17 protein-coding genes are annotated in these 16,802 nt (G+C 62.0%); 15 read left to right on the top strand and 2 right to left on the bottom strand.

Going from position 1 to position 16,802, the window contains the following annotated elements; translation table 11 throughout:
• Positions 1-55 precede the first annotated feature (55 nt).
• Both GBB18_RS08500 and GBB18_RS08495 read left to right on the top strand, forming a co-directional pair.
• Positions 56-1,447, top strand: a complete 1,392-nt coding sequence (locus GBB18_RS08500; protein ID WP_151549586.1) for an ATP-binding protein — start codon at positions 56-58, stop codon at positions 1,445-1,447.
• A 2-nt stretch (positions 1,448-1,449) separates the two neighbouring features.
• Entirely contained in the window at positions 1,450-2,139 is a 690-nt protein-coding gene (locus GBB18_RS08495; protein ID WP_151529294.1) for a response regulator transcription factor, read from the top strand.
• Between the two features lie 5 nt (positions 2,140-2,144).
• Here the strand turns inward: GBB18_RS08495 and GBB18_RS08490 are convergent, their stop codons facing one another.
• A complete protein-coding gene (locus tag GBB18_RS08490) occupies positions 2,145-3,029 on the bottom strand; it encodes a hypothetical protein (protein WP_151641391.1) in 885 nt (294 codons plus the stop codon).
• A 33-nt stretch (positions 3,030-3,062) separates the two neighbouring features.
• On the opposite strand from GBB18_RS08490, the gene GBB18_RS08485 reads away from it, so the two are divergent.
• The 5 genes from GBB18_RS08485 (at position 3,063) to GBB18_RS08465 (ending at position 6,871) form a co-directional block, all read left to right on the top strand.
• Positions 3,063-3,992: a Ppx/GppA phosphatase family protein gene (locus tag GBB18_RS08485; protein ID WP_151549583.1), complete on the top strand. Its 930-nt coding sequence runs from the start codon at positions 3,063-3,065 to the stop codon at positions 3,990-3,992.
• 14 nt (positions 3,993-4,006) lie between these two features.
• The gene (locus tag GBB18_RS08480; protein WP_151641390.1) at positions 4,007-5,005 is read left to right on the top strand and encodes a hypothetical protein; all 999 of its coding nucleotides are present in this window, start codon (positions 4,007-4,009) and stop codon (positions 5,003-5,005) included.
• 90 nt (positions 5,006-5,095) lie between these two features.
• Positions 5,096-5,902 (top strand): pyrroline-5-carboxylate reductase, encoded by an 807-nt coding sequence (gene proC, locus GBB18_RS08475; RefSeq protein ID WP_151549581.1) that lies wholly within the window; start codon positions 5,096-5,098, stop codon positions 5,900-5,902.
• A gap of 373 nt (positions 5,903-6,275) precedes the next feature.
• Positions 6,276-6,467 (top strand): helix-turn-helix domain-containing protein, encoded by a 192-nt coding sequence (locus tag GBB18_RS08470; RefSeq protein WP_018019464.1) that lies wholly within the window; start codon positions 6,276-6,278, stop codon positions 6,465-6,467.
• Positions 6,468-6,769: 302 nt separating this feature from the next.
• Positions 6,770-6,871, top strand: a complete 102-nt coding sequence (locus tag GBB18_RS08465) for a 30S ribosomal protein bS22 (protein ID WP_003855542.1) — start codon at positions 6,770-6,772, stop codon at positions 6,869-6,871.
• A gap of 105 nt (positions 6,872-6,976) precedes the next feature.
• On the opposite strand, the gene GBB18_RS08460 is transcribed toward GBB18_RS08465, so the two are convergent.
• On the bottom strand, positions 6,977-8,032 hold the full coding sequence (locus GBB18_RS08460) for an HAD family phosphatase (protein ID WP_151641389.1): 1,056 nt from the start codon (positions 8,030-8,032) through the stop codon (positions 6,977-6,979).
• 138 nt (positions 8,033-8,170) lie between these two features.
• On the opposite strand from GBB18_RS08460, the gene GBB18_RS08455 reads away from it, so the two are divergent.
• The 8 genes from GBB18_RS08455 to GBB18_RS08420 all read left to right on the top strand — a co-directional run bounded on the left by GBB18_RS08455 (position 8,171) and on the right by GBB18_RS08420 (position 16,801).
• A complete protein-coding gene (locus GBB18_RS08455; RefSeq protein ID WP_151641388.1) occupies positions 8,171-8,413 on the top strand; it encodes a glutaredoxin family protein in 243 nt (80 codons plus the stop codon).
• A 68-nt stretch (positions 8,414-8,481) separates the two neighbouring features.
• Positions 8,482-9,876 carry a glutamyl-tRNA reductase gene (locus GBB18_RS08450; RefSeq protein WP_151641387.1) on the top strand — a complete coding sequence of 465 codons (1,395 nt, stop codon included), beginning with the start codon at positions 8,482-8,484 and terminating at the stop codon, positions 9,874-9,876.
• A gap of 11 nt (positions 9,877-9,887) precedes the next feature.
• Entirely contained in the window at positions 9,888-10,790 is a 903-nt protein-coding gene (gene hemC, locus GBB18_RS08445; RefSeq protein ID WP_151641386.1) for a hydroxymethylbilane synthase, read from the top strand.
• A gap of 366 nt (positions 10,791-11,156) precedes the next feature.
• The gene (dnaK, locus tag GBB18_RS08440; protein WP_151549576.1) at positions 11,157-12,992 is read left to right on the top strand and encodes a molecular chaperone DnaK; all 1,836 of its coding nucleotides are present in this window, start codon (positions 11,157-11,159) and stop codon (positions 12,990-12,992) included.
• Positions 12,989-13,663 carry a nucleotide exchange factor GrpE gene (gene grpE / locus GBB18_RS08435; RefSeq protein ID WP_151641385.1) on the top strand — a complete coding sequence of 225 codons (675 nt, stop codon included), beginning with the start codon at positions 12,989-12,991 and terminating at the stop codon, positions 13,661-13,663. Before dnaK ends, grpE begins: the two co-directional genes overlap by 4 nt.
• 45 nt (positions 13,664-13,708) lie before the next feature.
• Positions 13,709-14,917 carry a molecular chaperone DnaJ gene (dnaJ, locus tag GBB18_RS08430; protein ID WP_151529283.1) on the top strand — a complete coding sequence of 403 codons (1,209 nt, stop codon included), beginning with the start codon at positions 13,709-13,711 and terminating at the stop codon, positions 14,915-14,917.
• Between the two features lie 119 nt (positions 14,918-15,036).
• A complete protein-coding gene (locus GBB18_RS08425) occupies positions 15,037-15,471 on the top strand; it encodes a heat shock protein transcriptional repressor HspR (RefSeq protein ID WP_151641384.1) in 435 nt (144 codons plus the stop codon).
• Between the two features lie 235 nt (positions 15,472-15,706).
• Positions 15,707-16,801, top strand: coding sequence for an S-(hydroxymethyl)mycothiol dehydrogenase (locus GBB18_RS08420; protein WP_151641383.1), 1,095 nt, complete (start codon positions 15,707-15,709; stop codon positions 16,799-16,801).
• The last annotated feature ends 1 nt before the right edge of the window (position 16,802 follow it).

Genomic DNA, 16,802 nt, shown 5'->3' with positions numbered 1-16,802 from the left:
GAGTTATCCATGCCGCCGGCTTGGTCGGCGGCGTCGGCGAGAGAAAGCCAGAGACATGTTCTTAGTCGGAATCATCGTGGGAGCCATGGGGGCTCTCGTGATGATGCCGCTTGCGCGTTTTCTGCGGCGCTGGGCGCAGCGACGCCGCGAGGCCGAAACGATCACGGATAACCGCATCACCACGATCTCCCAGGTACTGCACCTGACGGTGCAGGGATCGCCGACGGGTGTGGCGGTGATCGATCGAAGTGGCTCGGTTGTGCTCTCTAATATGCCCGCACACGATATGGGCATTGTGCACGAGCACAGCGTGAACAAGCAGATCTGGGCCTCCGCGCTAGAGGTATTCGCCGATCAAGACTCCCGGGTGGTCTCGCTAGAGTTGCCCCGCCGGCTCGCCAGCCGCGTCTCCGCGGTGGATGCCACGGTGGCGCCGCTGACGCTCACGGATGAGCGCTTCGTCGTGGTTTATTCCACCGATGAGTCAGAGCATGTGCGCATGGAATCGGCGCGCCGCGATTTCGTGGCCAATGTCTCTCATGAGCTCAAAACCCCGGTGGGGGGTATGGCCCTGTTGGCGGAGGTGCTGCTGAACTCGGCGGATGATCCCGAGTCCGTGATGCACTTCGGCGAGCGGCTGCTCAACGAGGCGCACCGCATGTCCTCGTTGATTAATGAGCTGATCGCTTTGTCGAAGCTGCAGGGCGCAGAGAAGCTGCCCGCGATGAAGCCGGTCTCGGTGGATGAGGTGATTGACGAGGCGGTTAGTCGCAATAAGTTGACGGCCGAGACCGCCGGCATAGAGATCATTCGCGATACGCCCTCCGGGGTGCAGGTGCGCGGCGATAGCACGCTGTTGATCACCGCTATTACCAATCTGATTATCAACGCCATCAACTATTCGCCGGAGTCCACTCCCGTGACCATCTCCCAAAAGGTGGTGCATTCCCCCAGCGGAGAGAAGACCGTGCAGGTGCGGGTGACTGATCGCGGCATTGGTATTTCGGAGGAAGATCAGCAGCGCGTGTTCGAGCGTTTCTTCCGCGTGGATAAGGCGCGGTCGCGCCAGACGGGAGGTACCGGTTTGGGACTAGCGATTGTTAAACATGTCACCGCAAACCACGGTGGATCGATTAAACTGTGGTCACAGCCCAATATTGGCTCGACGTTCACCCTTGAGCTTCCCGTCTTCGATGTTCAAGAAGCGAATGAGGCTCAGCCGCTGACGTCTGAGGCCCCAGAACTTCCCGCCGATACCTCGGTCGCGGCGCCGAAGCGCGCCAGACGCGCCCTCCGCCCCCTCGGCGGGGGACGTGGGCACCGCAATGCCGAGAAGCATCCGGCTGCGCGGCAGGAAAGCTTGATGGATCGTGTGGGAATTACGAGCGCATCCCCGCATGTGGGTATGCGCAATGAAGCCAGCAGGCGGAAGGATGGCACAGACTAACCATGACGCGAATTCTGATTGTTGAGGACGAGGAATCCCTAGCGGAACCGCTGGCATTTCTGCTGGCGAAGGAGGGCTTCGAGGTAAGTACCGCCGTCGATGGCCCCTCGGCGCTGGTGGAGTTTCATAAGAAAGACATCGATATCGTCCTGCTGGACCTTATGCTTCCTGGAATGTCCGGCACCGATGTGTGTAAGCAGATTCGCCAAAGCTCCCAGGTGCCGGTGATAATGGTCACCGCCCGTGACTCGGAAATCGATAAGGTTGTGGGCCTCGAGCTCGGCGCCGATGACTATGTGACCAAGCCTTATTCTTCTCGGGAGCTCATCGCCCGTATTCGCGCGGTGCTGCGCCGCAGCAAGGAACGTGCGGTGGAGGAGGAGTTCGACGAGCAGGTGCTCAAGGGCGGCCGGGTGCGTATGGACGTGGAATCCCATACCGTCACCGTCGACGGCGAAGAGATCGCCCTGCCCTTGAAGGAATTCGATCTGCTCGAGTACCTTCTGCGCAATTCGGGCCGCGTGCTCACCCGCTCCCAGCTCATCGACCGAGTGTGGGGCGCGGACTATGTGGGCGATACCAAAACCCTTGACGTGCATGTCAAGCGTTTGCGCTCCAAGATCGAGGAGCAGCCCTCCCGGCCCCAATATCTCGTGACCGTCCGCGGCCTCGGGTATAAGTTCGAGGCCTGAGGCGCTTATCGACGCTCACTCGCCGCCACCGTGGCTGGGTGCTGCAGCGACGATCCTGCTACCTGGGTGATCAGCTCCACGAGACGCTCATAGGCGGCATCGCCCATCACCTTCCGCAGCTCCGTCTCATAGCTTTGCCACATCGGTATCTCGCTGGTGTGGCAGGAGGAGGCGGAGGTGCACCACCAATCGAAGTCCTCGCCACCATTTCCCCATGCTCGCCGCTCATACTCGGAAATGGTGGTTTTCAAAATATCGGCGCCATCGGCGCGCACGGTCCATTCCTCTTCGCGGCGCAAAGGCACCAGCCAACACACTTCCGGCTTGATCTCGGTGATGTCCTGGCCGCTGGCCACCGCATATTGGTGAAGAGCACAACCGGGGCCCGTGCCGTGTCCGTTGCGGTTGGCAAAGATGCAGGCGCCGTCGACAAGCTTCGTCTTCAGCGCCGGCTCCATCTCCCCGTCCTCGTTTTCTAGCTCATCCCATTCCAGCCAGGGCTCGATCTCGGTGGCATCGGCGGCGGCGATGTAGTCATCGACCTCCGTGGGGCGTAGCTGCCAAAAATGCGCGGGCATCTCGGCCACGGAATTGTAGAGCAGATCCTGATCGGACTCGTCTGTGAGAAAAGCCCCATGATTGCAACAGCCCACTACTCGGTTGTTTTCGTCAATCCCGAGGCATTCGGGCTGACCGAAATGGCAGCGCCAGCGGGAAGTCAGCCACGTGATGTCCACGCTGAACAGGTGATTCGGGTCCTCAGGATTGTGAAATTCCAGCCATTGCCGCGGAAAGTCAGGGGGCAATTCGCGGCCCGCGCGAATGGATCGGCCGGCGGGGGATGTCGCGGGAAAGCCAAGAAATGTCGACGTCTCATGCGGGGTGTTCACACTTTTCCAACTTAGACCCGCTACCCTAAAGTTGTGCGATTAGGTGTATTGGACGTTGGCAGCAACACTGTCCATTTGGTGGCAGTCGATGCGCGCTCGGGTGGACATCCCACCCCCATGAGCGATTGGAAGACCACGATGAAACTCGTGGAATTCCTGGACGCAGACGGCGCCCTCAATGACAAGGGACAGTCGAAGCTGATCAAGAATGTGGCAGAGGCGAGAGATCTCGCCGACACACTACGGTGTGATGAGGTGATGGCTTTCGCCACCTCTGCGGTGCGTTCCGCCACGAACCAAAAGAAGGTTCTGGATCGCGTTGAGAAAGAAGCGGGCATCAAGCTCGAGGTTCTCACCGGCGAAGAGGAAGCAGTATTGACCTTCCTTGCGGTACGACGCTGGTACGGCTGGTCTGCCGGCCGCATCATCAATCTTGATATTGGCGGTGGCTCCCTCGAGCTCTCCACCGGTACCGACGAGCATCCGGAGAAAGCATTCTCGCTTGATCTCGGTGCGGGCCGGCTCACTCATAAGTGGTTCGACACGGATCCGCCCTCGCGAAAGAAGATCAATATTCTTCGCGATTACATCGACGCCGAACTTGCGGAACCCGCTCAGCAGTTGAAGAACTGTGGCCACGCCGATCTGGCTGTGGGCACGAGCAAAACGTTCCGCACCTTGGCTCGTCTCACCGGTGCTGCACCCTCCTCGGCGGGGCCGCGCGTCAAGCGCACCCTCACCGCGCCGGGCTTGCGCCAGCTGATCGCATTTATTTCCCGCATGACAGCTAGTGACCGAGCAGAGCTCGAAGGAGTAAGCTCGGACCGTTCCCATCAAATCGTCGCCGGCGCCCTCGTTGCAGAGGCAAGCATGCGCGCCCTTGGACTCGAAAAAATCGAGATTTGCCCATGGGCGCTGCGTGAAGGGGTTATCCTTAGACGAATTGATAAGGGATTGGACTAGGAAAGGAAGCGAGTATGAGCGACCAACAGCTGACAGTCGCAGAGCTCTTAGCCCGCGCATCCAAGGAGAACGGCGATCAGGCTCCGCGTAAGCGTCGCCGGCGCCGCCGCAGCCTCGAAGAGGGCGGTGTGTCCGTTGCCGAGCTCACCGGTTCGATCCCGAAGGTAGATAAAACCCCCGAGCAGCCCAAACACACGTCTCAGCCGATCGACGCGGAAAACACCGCCCGCACGGCCGAACCCTCCCCCGAGGCAGCGACGCCTGCTCCGGAGCAGCCGGCTGCGCAGCAGCAGGAGAGCGTCGATAAGCCTGCGAGCGCCCCGGTCGAGAAGCAGAAACCCGAGGGCTTTAGTCCGAAGCTCAACCGCGTGTCGCGCGGTACTGCGGCGAAGGACAAGGACGAGACCATGGTGCTCGACGTGGTCCACGAGGGCGAAGAGCCGCGTCTGACCACCGATACCTTCAAGGCCGTGAGCCCTGCGCAGGCGTCCGCGGCAGCGGAGCAGCCAGGAGCCGCTGCACCGCAGCCCGAGACCGCGCCGGAGCCGGTGGAATCCATCGAGCGTTCGCCGGAATCCGAGGGCAGCCGCAGCGATGAGCCGCCGACCGCCACCCTCGAGGCGGTCCGCGATGAGCACACCGGCGAGCAGAAGCAGCGCGTGGCCCCCTATATGGCCGAGCCGAGCCAGCCGGCCATGCACCCCGACGCGCAAGCCGCCGAGACCCCCGAGGCGGCTGCGGAGGAAGAATCCGAGCGCTCGATGTCCATCCCCGCCATCATCGGTATGACCGTGGTGGCTGTGGTGATTGGTATCGCGATCTTCAAGGGCTTTGAATTGCTGTGGGCCAACTTCAGCAGCCTCATCACCGGCGTGCTGGCGCTGGCCGTAACCGGCGGCATCGTCGGTATCGTGCACGCGATGCGCACCGACCGCGACAAGCTCACCATGCTGCTTGCCGCGGTGGTCGGACTGGTTCTCACCTTCGGCCCCTCGCTCATCGCCGGGCTCTAACCGCCACCGGCTAGGAAACACCCCCGCTATGGAGATAATCCGGCGGGGGTTCTTTCTTGCGCTGCCAGCTACATCTGGCACAGTGGTGATATGACCAAGATTGCAGTGATTGGTGGCGGAAACATCGGTGAGGCCCTCATTTCTGGGCTCATTGCCGGTGGTATCCGCCCGCAGGATATCAACGTGTCCAACCGCCGTGAGGAGCGCGGACGCGAACTTGCGGAGCGCTTCGAGATCAACGACTACGTCGATAACTACCAGGCCGTTGAGGGCGTGGACGTGGTGTTCTTGGCGGTCAAGCCCTACATGATCGTGGATGTGCTCGAGGAAATCTCCGATTCTCTCAATGAGAACACCGAGGACGCGATCGTGGTGTCCATGGCCGCAGGCATCTCCCTGGCAGCCATGGAGGAGGTGGTCTCCGCCGGCACGCCGCTGGTCCGCGTGATGCCCAATACGCCCATGTTCGTAGGCAAGGGCGTCTCCGCCATGGCGGCGGGGCGTTTCGCCGGCGATGTCGAGATGGACACCGTCGCCGAGCTCTTGTCCGCCGTGGGCGAGGTGGTGCGGGTGCGTGAGTCGGATATTGACGTGGTGACGGCGATGTCCGGATCCTCCCCGGCCTATGTGTTCCTCATGGCCGAGGCCATGACCGACGCCGGGGTGCAGCTGGGCCTGAAGCGGGAGCTTGCGGAGCAGCTGGCCGTGAACGCCATCGATGGCGCAGCCGCCATGCTCAAGGAAGGCAGCAAATCTCCTGTGGAGCTGCGTGCCTCCGTCTCCTCCCCGGCCGGCACCACTGCCGCTGCCATCCGTTCCCTCGAGGAATCCGGATTCCGGGGCGCGTTTTATCGGGCGATGGAAGCCTGCGCGAAGCGTTCCGCAGAGCTGTCCTAAACCGGTTCGCAACAAACCCTTAAGTAGCACTTCACCCCGCCGATGGGTGGGGTGCTTCTTTTTTGTGGGGTCGCCTCACGTGCCGCTGATAGTGGCGGCGATCAATGGTGGGAGAGGCCCCGCGAGCCGCCCCTGAGATTGGAACACGGGGTTTCAACTGGGCAAATGAGGAATCCGGTAGAGAAAGGGTGAGGCGATGCAACTCACGTGCATGTATTTTCCCACCTGACTCATGTGACAGCTGAGATAAACTCCATCCCACCAGCTCGCATTCGTAACAACATTAACGCTAAGCTGTTCTCGAACACGATCGTGTCTCCATCTGCAGGAGGGGAAGCCTGCAGCGCGTTCGCGTTATGAAGGGTTTAACACTATGGCACACGAGGACAATGGCACCTTCTTGACCGTCGCAGAAGTCGCTGACATCATGCGCGTATCCAAGATGACGGTGTATCGACTCATCCACTCCAGCGAGCTGCCCGCCGTGCGGGTGGGGCGCTCCTTCCGAGTTCATGAGAAGGCCGTGAATGAGTACCTCGAGGCGTCGTTCTACGACGCCGGCTAAAACATGCTCCCGCGCCACAGTCGGTAGGCTGGGGTGCACATGTGCGGGCTGGTTATTGCGCTAGGGTGCTCTGCAGGGTGTAGCGAGGGGAATTTTATCCTCGCTCACCCTCTAGGTATGATTGCTAGCATTCGTGTGGCATCACACCCGCTCCCACTACGGGGGTGGCGGCACTCTCTTGCCGGGCGGTGCGTCTGACGATGTCCGTCCGCCTCGGCAGCGGCCTGCTGCTGTACGGCCGTCGCGGATGCGCACACTATGTATATATACGCACAACGATCTTAAGTAAGTGAGGATGCCCTATGGGTTCTGTTATCAAGAAGCGCCGCAAGCGCATGTCCAAGAAGAAGCACCGTAAGATGCTGCGCCGTACCCGCGTTCAGCGTCGTAAGCTCGGCAAGTAAGCCGCATGCGCGCGGCCCTTTGCATCACTCTAGGGCCAGCTCACACACCGCCACAGTAGAGGTTATCTACTGCTTGGCGGTGTGTTTTTATTGTCTGGGCGATTTTTAGTTCTTTTTCTTGGACTTGCCCAAGTAGCGCCAGGCACCGGTGGAGAACGCGGCGGTGATGATGGCGGGCAGGCCAAACTTGCGCACGGCCTTGCGCACATTGCGATAGTCGCGCACTTCCCAACCGCGCTGTAGGGCAGTCTTGCGGAGTTTGGCGTCGGGATTGACGGCCACTGCAGTGCCCACCATGGACAGCATGGGCAGATCATTAATGGAATCGGAATAGGCCGTGCAGCGTTGCAGGTCGAGCTGTTCTACGGCAGCGAGCGCGGCCACCGCGTGGCGCTTGCCAGAGCCGTGCAGGATATCGCCCACGAGGCGGCCGGTGAACTTACCGTCCTTTACCTCGGCCACGGTGCCCAAGGCCCCCGTGAAGCCGAATTGGCGGGCCAAGATCTGCGCCAACTGCACGGGGGTGGCGGAGACCAGCCACACCTGCTGGCCGGCGTTGAGGTGCATCTCGGCGAGCTCCTTGGTGCCAGGCCAGATCTTCTCCGACATGTGGGTCTCCACGATGTCCTCGCAGAGCTCCACGAGCTCATTGACATCGCGCCCCTTAATAAACTCCAGTGCCTGCTGGCGGCCCTCGGCCACATCATTGGCGTTCTCGGAGCCGCTGAGGCGGAACTTCAGCTGCTTATAGGCCACCGGTGCGATCTCAGAGAATTTAAAATACTTCTTCCTCGCCAGCCCCATGGCGAGCACGATGATGGAGGCGCCCTGGATCAAGGTGTTGTCCACGTCGAAAAAGGCTGCCGCAGCATGATCTTGAGGGATTTCTGGGTCTGGAGTCGTGACCGACCGAGCGGATGCTGCCTCGAAGGCGCCGGAGACGCTGGTCATGCCCGAGTCAAAGTCGGCGGGGTCGAGGCCAAAGGCCTCGGCCACTGCGGCCTCGCCGGCGGCACGCTGGGACTGCTCATCAATCGGCGGGAGGGCGCGATCTTCAAAGAAGTGGCGCAGGTTCCCGCGCGAGGTGGACCACGCCGCCAGAAATTCCGAGGGCGAGTTAGGCCCATCGAAGGGGCCGAGGGGAACGTTGTTGGAGTTCACGGCGATTATTCAGTGGCTTTCCGGGTAGGGGCTAGAGCTGATAGGCACGCCCGAAAGTGGGGCCCTTGCCATCGTATAAGGTTAGGGCGCAGCTCGCCGTCTTAATAATCACTTCGAGGATGGAGGCACCGATTCTCTATGCCCACCCACAGCGTTGAACTTATGGTCCGTGCCGGTTGTGGATCCTGTGTTCGCGTCGCCACGCAAATCGAGCCCATCGTGCGCGCCGCTGGCGCGGCATGGCAGGTGCGGGATGTGGATGAGGACCCCGAGCTTGCCATGGAGTTTGGCGACCGTGTGCCGGTGGTTGTGGTGGACGATGAGGAGTTCGCGTGCTGGGAAGTAGACAGCGACGAGTTAGCCAACACTTTGTTGGCTTGAAGGTGAAAGCAGACTAGCGTTCTTATCAGCCTTTAATGTGACTGATGAGGAAGCGGTGAGCTATTTCAATGAGCGTGCTAGTTGTGGGAATGTCCCACCGGTCGGCACCTGTGTCGTTGCTTGAACAGCTCAGCATGGATGATGATGCAGCGATTCGCGTTGCGTCGACTCTGATTACCCGCCCCTCGCTCACCGAGGCCCTCATTGTCTCTACCTGCAACCGAGTAGAGGTGTACTGTGTCACCTCCTCGTTCCACGCCGGAGTCCACGAAGTGGTGGATGTCCTGCACGAATACAGTGGGGTAGACATCGATACGCTGCGCGCCAAGCTCTATGTGCGTTATGCCGACGCTGCGGCCGAGCACATGCTCATGGTTACCGCCGGATTGGATTCCATGGTGGTGGGGGAGCAGCAGATCATCGGGCAGGTGCGTCACGCCTACCAGCTCGCCTCGAAGTCAGCCACTGCCGGCCCTGCCCTGCACTCTCTGACCCAGACAGCCCTGCACACCGGCAAGCGCGTCCACACCGAGACCGCCATTGATGAGGCGGGGGCATCCATGGTCTCCTTCGCCCTTCAGCAGGCGGTGGCCGAGATGGGCCGCGAGGAGGAGGGCCTCCCCCTGAAGGGGGTTAGCGTCCTTGTGCTCGGCGCGGGGGCGATGGCCTCGCTGGCGTCCACTCATGTGGGCCGTATGGGGGTAGAGCGGCTCATCGTGAGTAACCGCACCTACGAGCGGGCGCAGAATCTGGTGGCGCACGCCCTCGAAGCAGGGGTGAACGCCCAAGCGATCCGCTACGAAGATCGGGCATCGGTGCTCAACGAGGTGTCCATGGTGGTCTCTGCGACCGGCGCCGATGGCTTCACCATCAACGCCAGCGACATCCCCGCCGACCATCCCGGTCTCGTGGCCGTGGATCTCTCCCTCCCGCGCGATCTGGACGATGCTATCGATGAATGCGCTGGCTGCCACCTGATCAATATCGAGAAGCTGCACGAGCATGCCGATGGCGAGACCTCGCAGGTGCACGCCGAGTCGCTGCGCATTGTGCGCGATGCCCTCGAGCAGTTCACCTCCCAGCAACGCGTTCGCGAGGTGGCTCCCGCGGTCTCGGCGCTGCGGAAGCACGCTGCCGAGCTGGTGGAGGCCGAGATGGGGCAGCTGCTGCGGCGTACCCCAGGCATGGAGGATACCGACCGCAATGAGGTCAATCGCACCGTGCGACGCATCGTCGATAAGCTGCTGCATCAGCCCACGGTGCGGGTGAAGCAGCTGGCAGCCCGCTCGGGCACCGTCACCTATGAAACCGTGATTCAGGAGCTTTTCGGGCTACAGGATCCGGTGCTGGGGCGCTCGATTGCCGTGGCGATGGATGAGCTGCCCGGAAATATGGGGCACATGCCGGTGCGGGCCGAGTCCGTAGCGGAGACCTACCCCTCCACGCTGAGCGTCAGCGAGTAGTCTTAATGGGCATGTTTCGGATTGGTACTCGCGGATCTCAACTTGCCACTACACAAACCGGCCATGTGCGCGATGCACTGGCCGAGCTCGGCTACGATGCCGAATTAACCATCATCACCACCCCGGGTGATAAGAACATGTCGCCGGTGGAGCGAATCGGCGTCGGCGTGTTCACCCAGGCGCTGCGCGAGGCCATGGCCCGCGGCGAATGTGATCTGGCGGTGCACTCCTTCAAGGATCTTCCCACCGCCCCCGATGATCGTTTCGTGCTCGTCACTCCGACTCGGGAGGATCGTCGTGAGGCCCTCATCGCTCGTGACGGGCTCACCCTCGATGAACTCCCCGAGAACGCTACCGTGGGCACCTCCGCGCCGCGGCGTATCGCCCAGCTGCGGGCGTTGCGCCCCGATCTGGATATCCGTCCCCTGCGCGGCAATATCGACACCCGCATGGGCAAGGTGCTGCATGGAGAGCTTGACGCCGTGGTGCTGGCTGCAGCGGGGCTTACTCGCGTCGGACAGCTCGATCGCGCCACGGAGCTTTTCGACGCCACCCGCCTGATGCCCGCTCCCGCCCAAGGCGCCCTCGCTATCGAATGCCGAGCCGAAGACACGCACGCCGTTACGGCGATTCGGGCCCTGGCTGATACCTCGGCCGAGGTCTGCGCTGCCGCCGAGCGTGCCGTACTGGCCACCCTAGAAGCCGGCTGTACCGCGCCGGTGGCTGCCCATGCCGAGCTCAGCGAGGGGCAGCTGAGTCTCACCGCCGGTGTCTTTGCGCTAGATGGCAGCGCCCAGCTGGTGCATGGTGCCAAAGGTGCTGCCGAGAGCAAGGAGCAGGCCCGCGCGCTGGGTGCTGCGGTGGCCCGAGAGCTGCTCTCGCAGGGCGCCTCCGAACTGGTGGCTGCCTCCTAAACCCGCGCGCCTAGACGAGCGCGCCCGTTGCGCATGACTACGTTTTATCGCGCTCTAGCGTGTTCTGGCGGCGCCCCGGACAGCACATTGTTGCACTCCGCGGGCGCCGTTCGTGTCTCTTGCTATCCCGTTTGAGCTGGGAAAATAAAAAAGTTGAGCGAATCGGGAACAACTTTGTAGGAAGTGCCGTTGTATGAGGTGAAAAGTTGAGTTAGCTTCACTCAAGAAGGTTGGCGATTATGGCGAGAGTTTGTTAGCGTAGTCGCAGACATTGAGTGAGCAATGCTCAACTCGATGAATACAAATGAGGCCCGTCCGAGTGGGCGGGCACAAACGTACAAACGTACACAGGAGGACAACGCAACTATGGGACGTGCAGTAGGCATTGACTTGGGTACCACCAACTCGGTCGTATCCGTGCTTGAGGGTGGCGAGGCAACCGTTATCGCTAACTCCGAAGGCTCCCGGACCACCCCTTCGGTGGTTGCATTCGCAAAGAACGGCGAGGTTCTGGTCGGTCAGTCCGCGAAGAACCAGGCCGTCACCAACGTCGATCGCACCGTGCGCTCCGTCAAGCGCCACATGGGCAGCGACTGGACGGTTGAGGTCGACGACAAGAAGTACACCCCGCAGGAAATCTCCGCTCGCACGCTGATGAAGCTCAAGCGCGACGCTGAGTCTTACCTAGGTGACGATGTCACCGACGCCGTGATCACCGTTCCCGCTTACTTCGAGGACGCACAGCGCCAGGCCACCAAGGAGGCCGGTCAGATCGCAGGCCTGAACGTGCTGCGTATCGTGAACGAGCCCACCGCCGCCGCTCTGGCCTACGGCCTAGAGAAGGGCGACAAGGAGCAGACCATTCTGGTCTTCGACCTCGGTGGCGGTACCTTCGACGTCTCCCTGCTGGAGATCGGCGATGGCGTGGTCGAGGTTATGGCCACCGCTGGCGACAACGAGCTGGGCGGCGATGACTGGGATCAGCGCATCGTGGACTGGTTGGCTGAGAAGTTCAAGAGCTCCCACGGTATTGACCTGACCAAGGACAAGATGGCTCTGCAGCGTCTGCGCGAGGCTGCCGAGAAGGCCAAGATTGAGCTGTCTTCTTCGCAGCAGGCATCCATCAACCTGCCCTACATCACCGTGGACTCCGAGAAGAACCCGCTCTTCCTGGATGAGACCCTCACCCGCACCGAGTTCCAGCGCATCACCCAGGATCTGCTGGACCGCACCAAGGCCCCCTTCAACCAGGTAGTCAAGGACGCAGAGATCTCCGTGTCCGATATCGACCACGTGGTGCTCGTCGGTGGCTCCACCCGTATGCCGGCCGTCTCCGAGATGGTCAAGGAACTCTCCGGCAAGGAGCCGAACAAGGGCGTGAACCCGGACGAGGTTGTGGCCATGGGTGCTGCTCTACAGGCCGGCGTGCTGCGCGGCGAGGTCAAGGACGTGCTGCTGCTCGACGTCACCCCGCTCTCCCTCGGTATTGAGACCAAGGGTGGCGTGATGACCAAGCTCATCGAGCGCAACACCACCATTCCGACCAAGAAGTCCGAGACCTTCACCACCGCAGAGGACAACCAGCCCTCCGTGCAGATCCAGGTGTTCCAGGGCGAGCGCGAGATGGCATCCGCCAACAAGCTGCTCGGCTCCTTCGAGCTCGGTGGCATTGCCCCAGCGCCGCGCGGCGTGCCGCAGATCGAGGTCACCTTCGACATCGATGCCAACGGCATCGTGCACGTGACTGCAAAGGACAAGGGTACCGGCAAGGAAAACACCATTAAGATCCAAGACGGCTCCAGCCTGTCTCAGGAAGACATCGACCGCATGGTCAAGGATGCTGAGACTCACGCCGAAGAGGATAAGAAGCGCCGCGAGGAGCAGGAGGTGCGCAACTCTGCGGAGTCCATGGCGTACCAGACCCGCAAGTTCCTCGAGGAGAACTCCGAGAAGGTCTCCGAGGACATCAAGAAGAAGGTCGAAGACGCTGCCAACGGCGTGGACGAGGCGCTGAAGGGCGATGACCTCGATGCCATTAAGGACGCCGTGGACACCCTGTCCAAGGAGTCCCAGGAGATGGGCAAGGCCCTCTACGAGGCCGAGGCTGCCCAGGGCGCTACCCAGGCTGAGGGCGCCGACCCGGCCGCTGATGACAATGTTGTCGACGCTGAGGTTGTCGACGAGGAGGATGAGAAGAAGTGACCCACCCAGGCGAGATGCCCGATAACCCGGGCGATCCCGACGCCACGGATGAGGCCAACTACTCTCCGAACGAGGCGGAAGCCGCCGCTGCTGAAGCGGCGGCCGATGCCGAGGCCAGTGCAGCAGGCGCCGAGGAGGTAGTGGATCCCCTCGACGAGGAGATCAACGAACTGCTCGATGAGGAGGCAGCGCTCGCCGACGCCGACGCCACCGAGGCTGAGGAAGCGGCAGCGGCCGAGGACCCCGCCGAGGCACAGATCGCGGAACTCACCGAGGATCTCAAGCGCGTGTCTGCCGAGTACGCCAACTATCGTCGGCGCACCGAGCGGGAACGCGAGGGCGTGATCTCCACCGCCACGGTGAAGGTGCTCAAGGAATTGCTTCCTATCCTCGATGATCTTGACATGGCTGAACAGCATGGCGATCTCGAGCAGGGGCCCCTGAAGCCCTTCGCGGAGAAGCTCCGCAGCACGGTCAGCGGTGTGGGGCTCAAGCGCTTCGGCGAGACCGGCGATGAGTTCAACCCCTCGATCCACGAGGCCATCCAAGATGCCTCGACTGGAGAAGAGAAGGCTCTCGGCACCGTGGTGCGCCCCGGCTACCAGTACAAGGACACAGTCGTGCGCGCCGCTATGGTGATCATCGACGACCCAGTAGAGGATCAAGAATAAAAAGCCCACGATATCGTGTAGCGGAAGGAGGGGACTGTACGTCTTATGGCACAGCGTGAATGGGCAGAAAAAGACTATTACGCGGACCTCGGGGTCTCCTCGTCCGCTTCCCAGGCCGACATCAAGCGCGCCTACCGGAAACTGGCACGAGACAACCACCCCGACACCCACCCAGGTGACACCCAGGCGGAAACCCGCTTCAAGAAAGTCGCCGAGGCGTATGACGTCATCGGCGATGAGCAGAAGCGTAAAGAATATGACGAGATGAAGGCCATGCTCTCCTCGGGCATGGGCGGATTCGGTCGCGGTTTCGGCCAGAGAGGAGGCGCCGGATTTCCCGGCGGGTTTCGCTCGACGTCGACGGAGGACTTCGACATCTCGGACCTCTTCGGGCAAACGGGCGGCGGACCCAGTGGAGGCTTTTCTAGTGAAGGCGGTCTGGGGGATATCTTCGGTGGCATTTTCAACCGCGGCGGTGGTGCTCGCCACGCAACTCGGCCGACGCGAGGATCGGACGTAGAAACCCAGATCACTCTGGATTTCCGCGAAGCCACCAAGGGCACCACCATCCCGCTCCGGCTCACCGGCGATGCCCCCTGCAATAAGTGTCACGGCTCGGGCTCCGCCTCTGCGAAGCCCGCCACCTGCGGGGTGTGCAACGGCACCGGCTATGAGTCGGAGAGCAAGGGTACCTTCGGCTTCTCTAAGCCGTGCAGCAACTGCAATGGCTCCGGTACTAAGATCACTGACCCCTGCTCGGCCTGTAGCGGCACCGGCACCGTCAACCGCACCCGCTCGATCACCGTGAAGGTGCCTGCGGGCGTGATTGACGGCCAGCGGGTACGCCTCGCCGGCCAGGGCGAGGCGGGGCCGAATGGATTGCCCTCGGGCGATCTCTTCGTCACCGTTCACGTCCGCCCGGATCCGGTATTCACCCGCTCCGGCGACGATCTCGAGCTGACCGTGCCGATCTCCTTCGCGGAAGCGGTCTTGGACAGCACGGTGACAGTGCCCACTCTCGACGGCCCCGTCACGGTGCGTTTACGGGAAAACACCCCCAATGGCCGCACCCTGCGGGTACGCGGCAGGGGAGTGCCCAAGCGTGATGGCACCAAGGGCGATCTGCTGGTCACCGTAGAGGTGGTGGTTCCGGATCATCTCGACGCCGGCGCTACCTCGGCGCTGCGCAGCTACGCCCAGGCCGAGAAAGACTCCGGCTTTGACCCGCGGAAGGATTGGGCCGGACAGGACTAAGCACGGGAGCCCACCCAGCCAGCGCTGGGTAGGCCTCCACCCAAGGGGGCGCCATCGCAGACGCGCGGCGGTGTTCCAACGACCACCGGATGTGAGTGAGGAGGTGTCTTCCTAGCGTCATGACTCAACAGAATGACCACTCTGAACACACGGAAGTCTATGTGATCTCCGTGGCAGCGGAACTAGCGGGCATGCACGCCCAGACGCTTCGCACGTACGACCGCATCGGGTTGGTGACGCCGCAACGCACCCGCGGCGGTGGGCGACGCTATTCGCCCAGCGACGTCGAATTGCTCCGGAAAATTCAGAAGCTCAGCCAAGAAGACGGCGTGAATCTCGCCGGAATCAAGGCGATCATCGAACTCAGCCATGAGAATGATCGCCTGCGCCAGGCAAATGAAGAGCTCAGCGAGGATCTCACGGCGCTCGAGCGCGAAGTGCATGAACTGCGCCGCAACGCTGGGCGCAAGCGCGGCGAGATCGTGCACGTGCCCCGTTCTACCGCGGTGGTGGCGTGGGAGCCGCGCCGCTCCCGCAGCCGCCCGCAGCACTAAAAACCTCCCGCCACCCACGACGCCTCAGACCGGGCTCGTGGGTGGTGGTGTATCTGCGGCAGGGGAGCCGGTAGCGCGGACAGACGCCGACATGCGCCGAGAAATGCGGAGATATGCGGGGCGCAGTGGGGACGGGAAGCGCTAGTGAAAAACGTTATCGGCAATGGTTGAAAATCTGGGTATGCTGGAGGGTTGCACAATGACCTCTCTATAACCCTTAAGGAGTGGCACTTTTATGACAGCCACCGTTGCTGGAATCATCGCCCGTGAAAAAGGCGCGCCCGTAGAAAAGGCGCAGATAATTATTCCCGATCCTGGCCCCACCGATGTGGTGGTGGATATCAAGGCCTGCGGGGTGTGCCATACCGATCTGGCCTATCGTGATGGCGACATCGAGGATGCCTACCCCTTCTTGCTCGGCCACGAGGCGGCCGGCGTGGTCTCCCAGGTGGGTGAGGATGTCACCTTCGTTGCCGAGGGCGACTTCGTGGTGCTCAACTGGCGAGCCGTGTGTGGTGAGTGTCGAGCCTGTAAGCGCGGCGAGCCCAAGTACTGCTTTAGTACCCACAATGCTTCGCAGCCCATGACTCTCGAGGACGGCACCGCACTCAGTCCCGCACTGGGTATCGGCGCCTTCGCGGAGAAAACTCTGGTGCACGAAAAGCAGTGCACCAAGGTGAATCCGGCAGAGGATCCGGCTGCAGCTGGGTTGCTCGGCTGCGGCGTGATGGCTGGACTGGGGGCGGCGGTCAATACCGCTGATATCTCCCGCGGCGAGTCCGTGGCCGTGTTTGGCTGCGGTGGCGTGGGTATGGCGGCCATCGCCGGGGCGGTGGTGAACCAGGCCCGCACTGTGATCGCAGTGGATGTGGACCAGCGAAAGCTGGATGCTGCCACCGACTTCGGTGCTACCCACACCATCAACTCCTCCGAGCTATCGGAGGAGCAGGTGATCGAGCGCGTCCGCGAAATCACCGATGGTTTCGGCGCAGATGTGACCATCGACGCCGTGGGGATCATGCCCACCTGGCGCCAGGCCTTCTATTCCCGCGATCATGCAGGTCGCATGGTGATGGTGGGCGTGCCGAACCTGAGCGATCATATCGATATCCCGGCAATCGACTTCTATTCCCGCGGTGGCAGCCTGAAGCCGGCGTGGTACGGCGATTGCTTGCCGGAGCGTGACTTCCCCGCTTTCGTGGACCTGCACCTCCAGGGGCGTTTCCCGCTGGACAAGTTTGTGTCCGAGCGTATCGAGCTGGAAGCTGTGGAAGAGGCCTTCGCCACCATGAAGGCCGGCGACGTCCTGCGTAGCGTGGTGGTGATCTAGC

Origin of the sequence: Corynebacterium sp. 11A, assembly GCF_008930935.1 — a bacterium.
Taxonomy (GTDB): Bacteria; Actinomycetota; Actinomycetes; order Mycobacteriales; family Mycobacteriaceae; genus Corynebacterium; species Corynebacterium megadyptis.
Note: the sequence above shows the minus strand (reverse complement) of the source record. Positions and strands in the feature narration are given on the sequence as shown.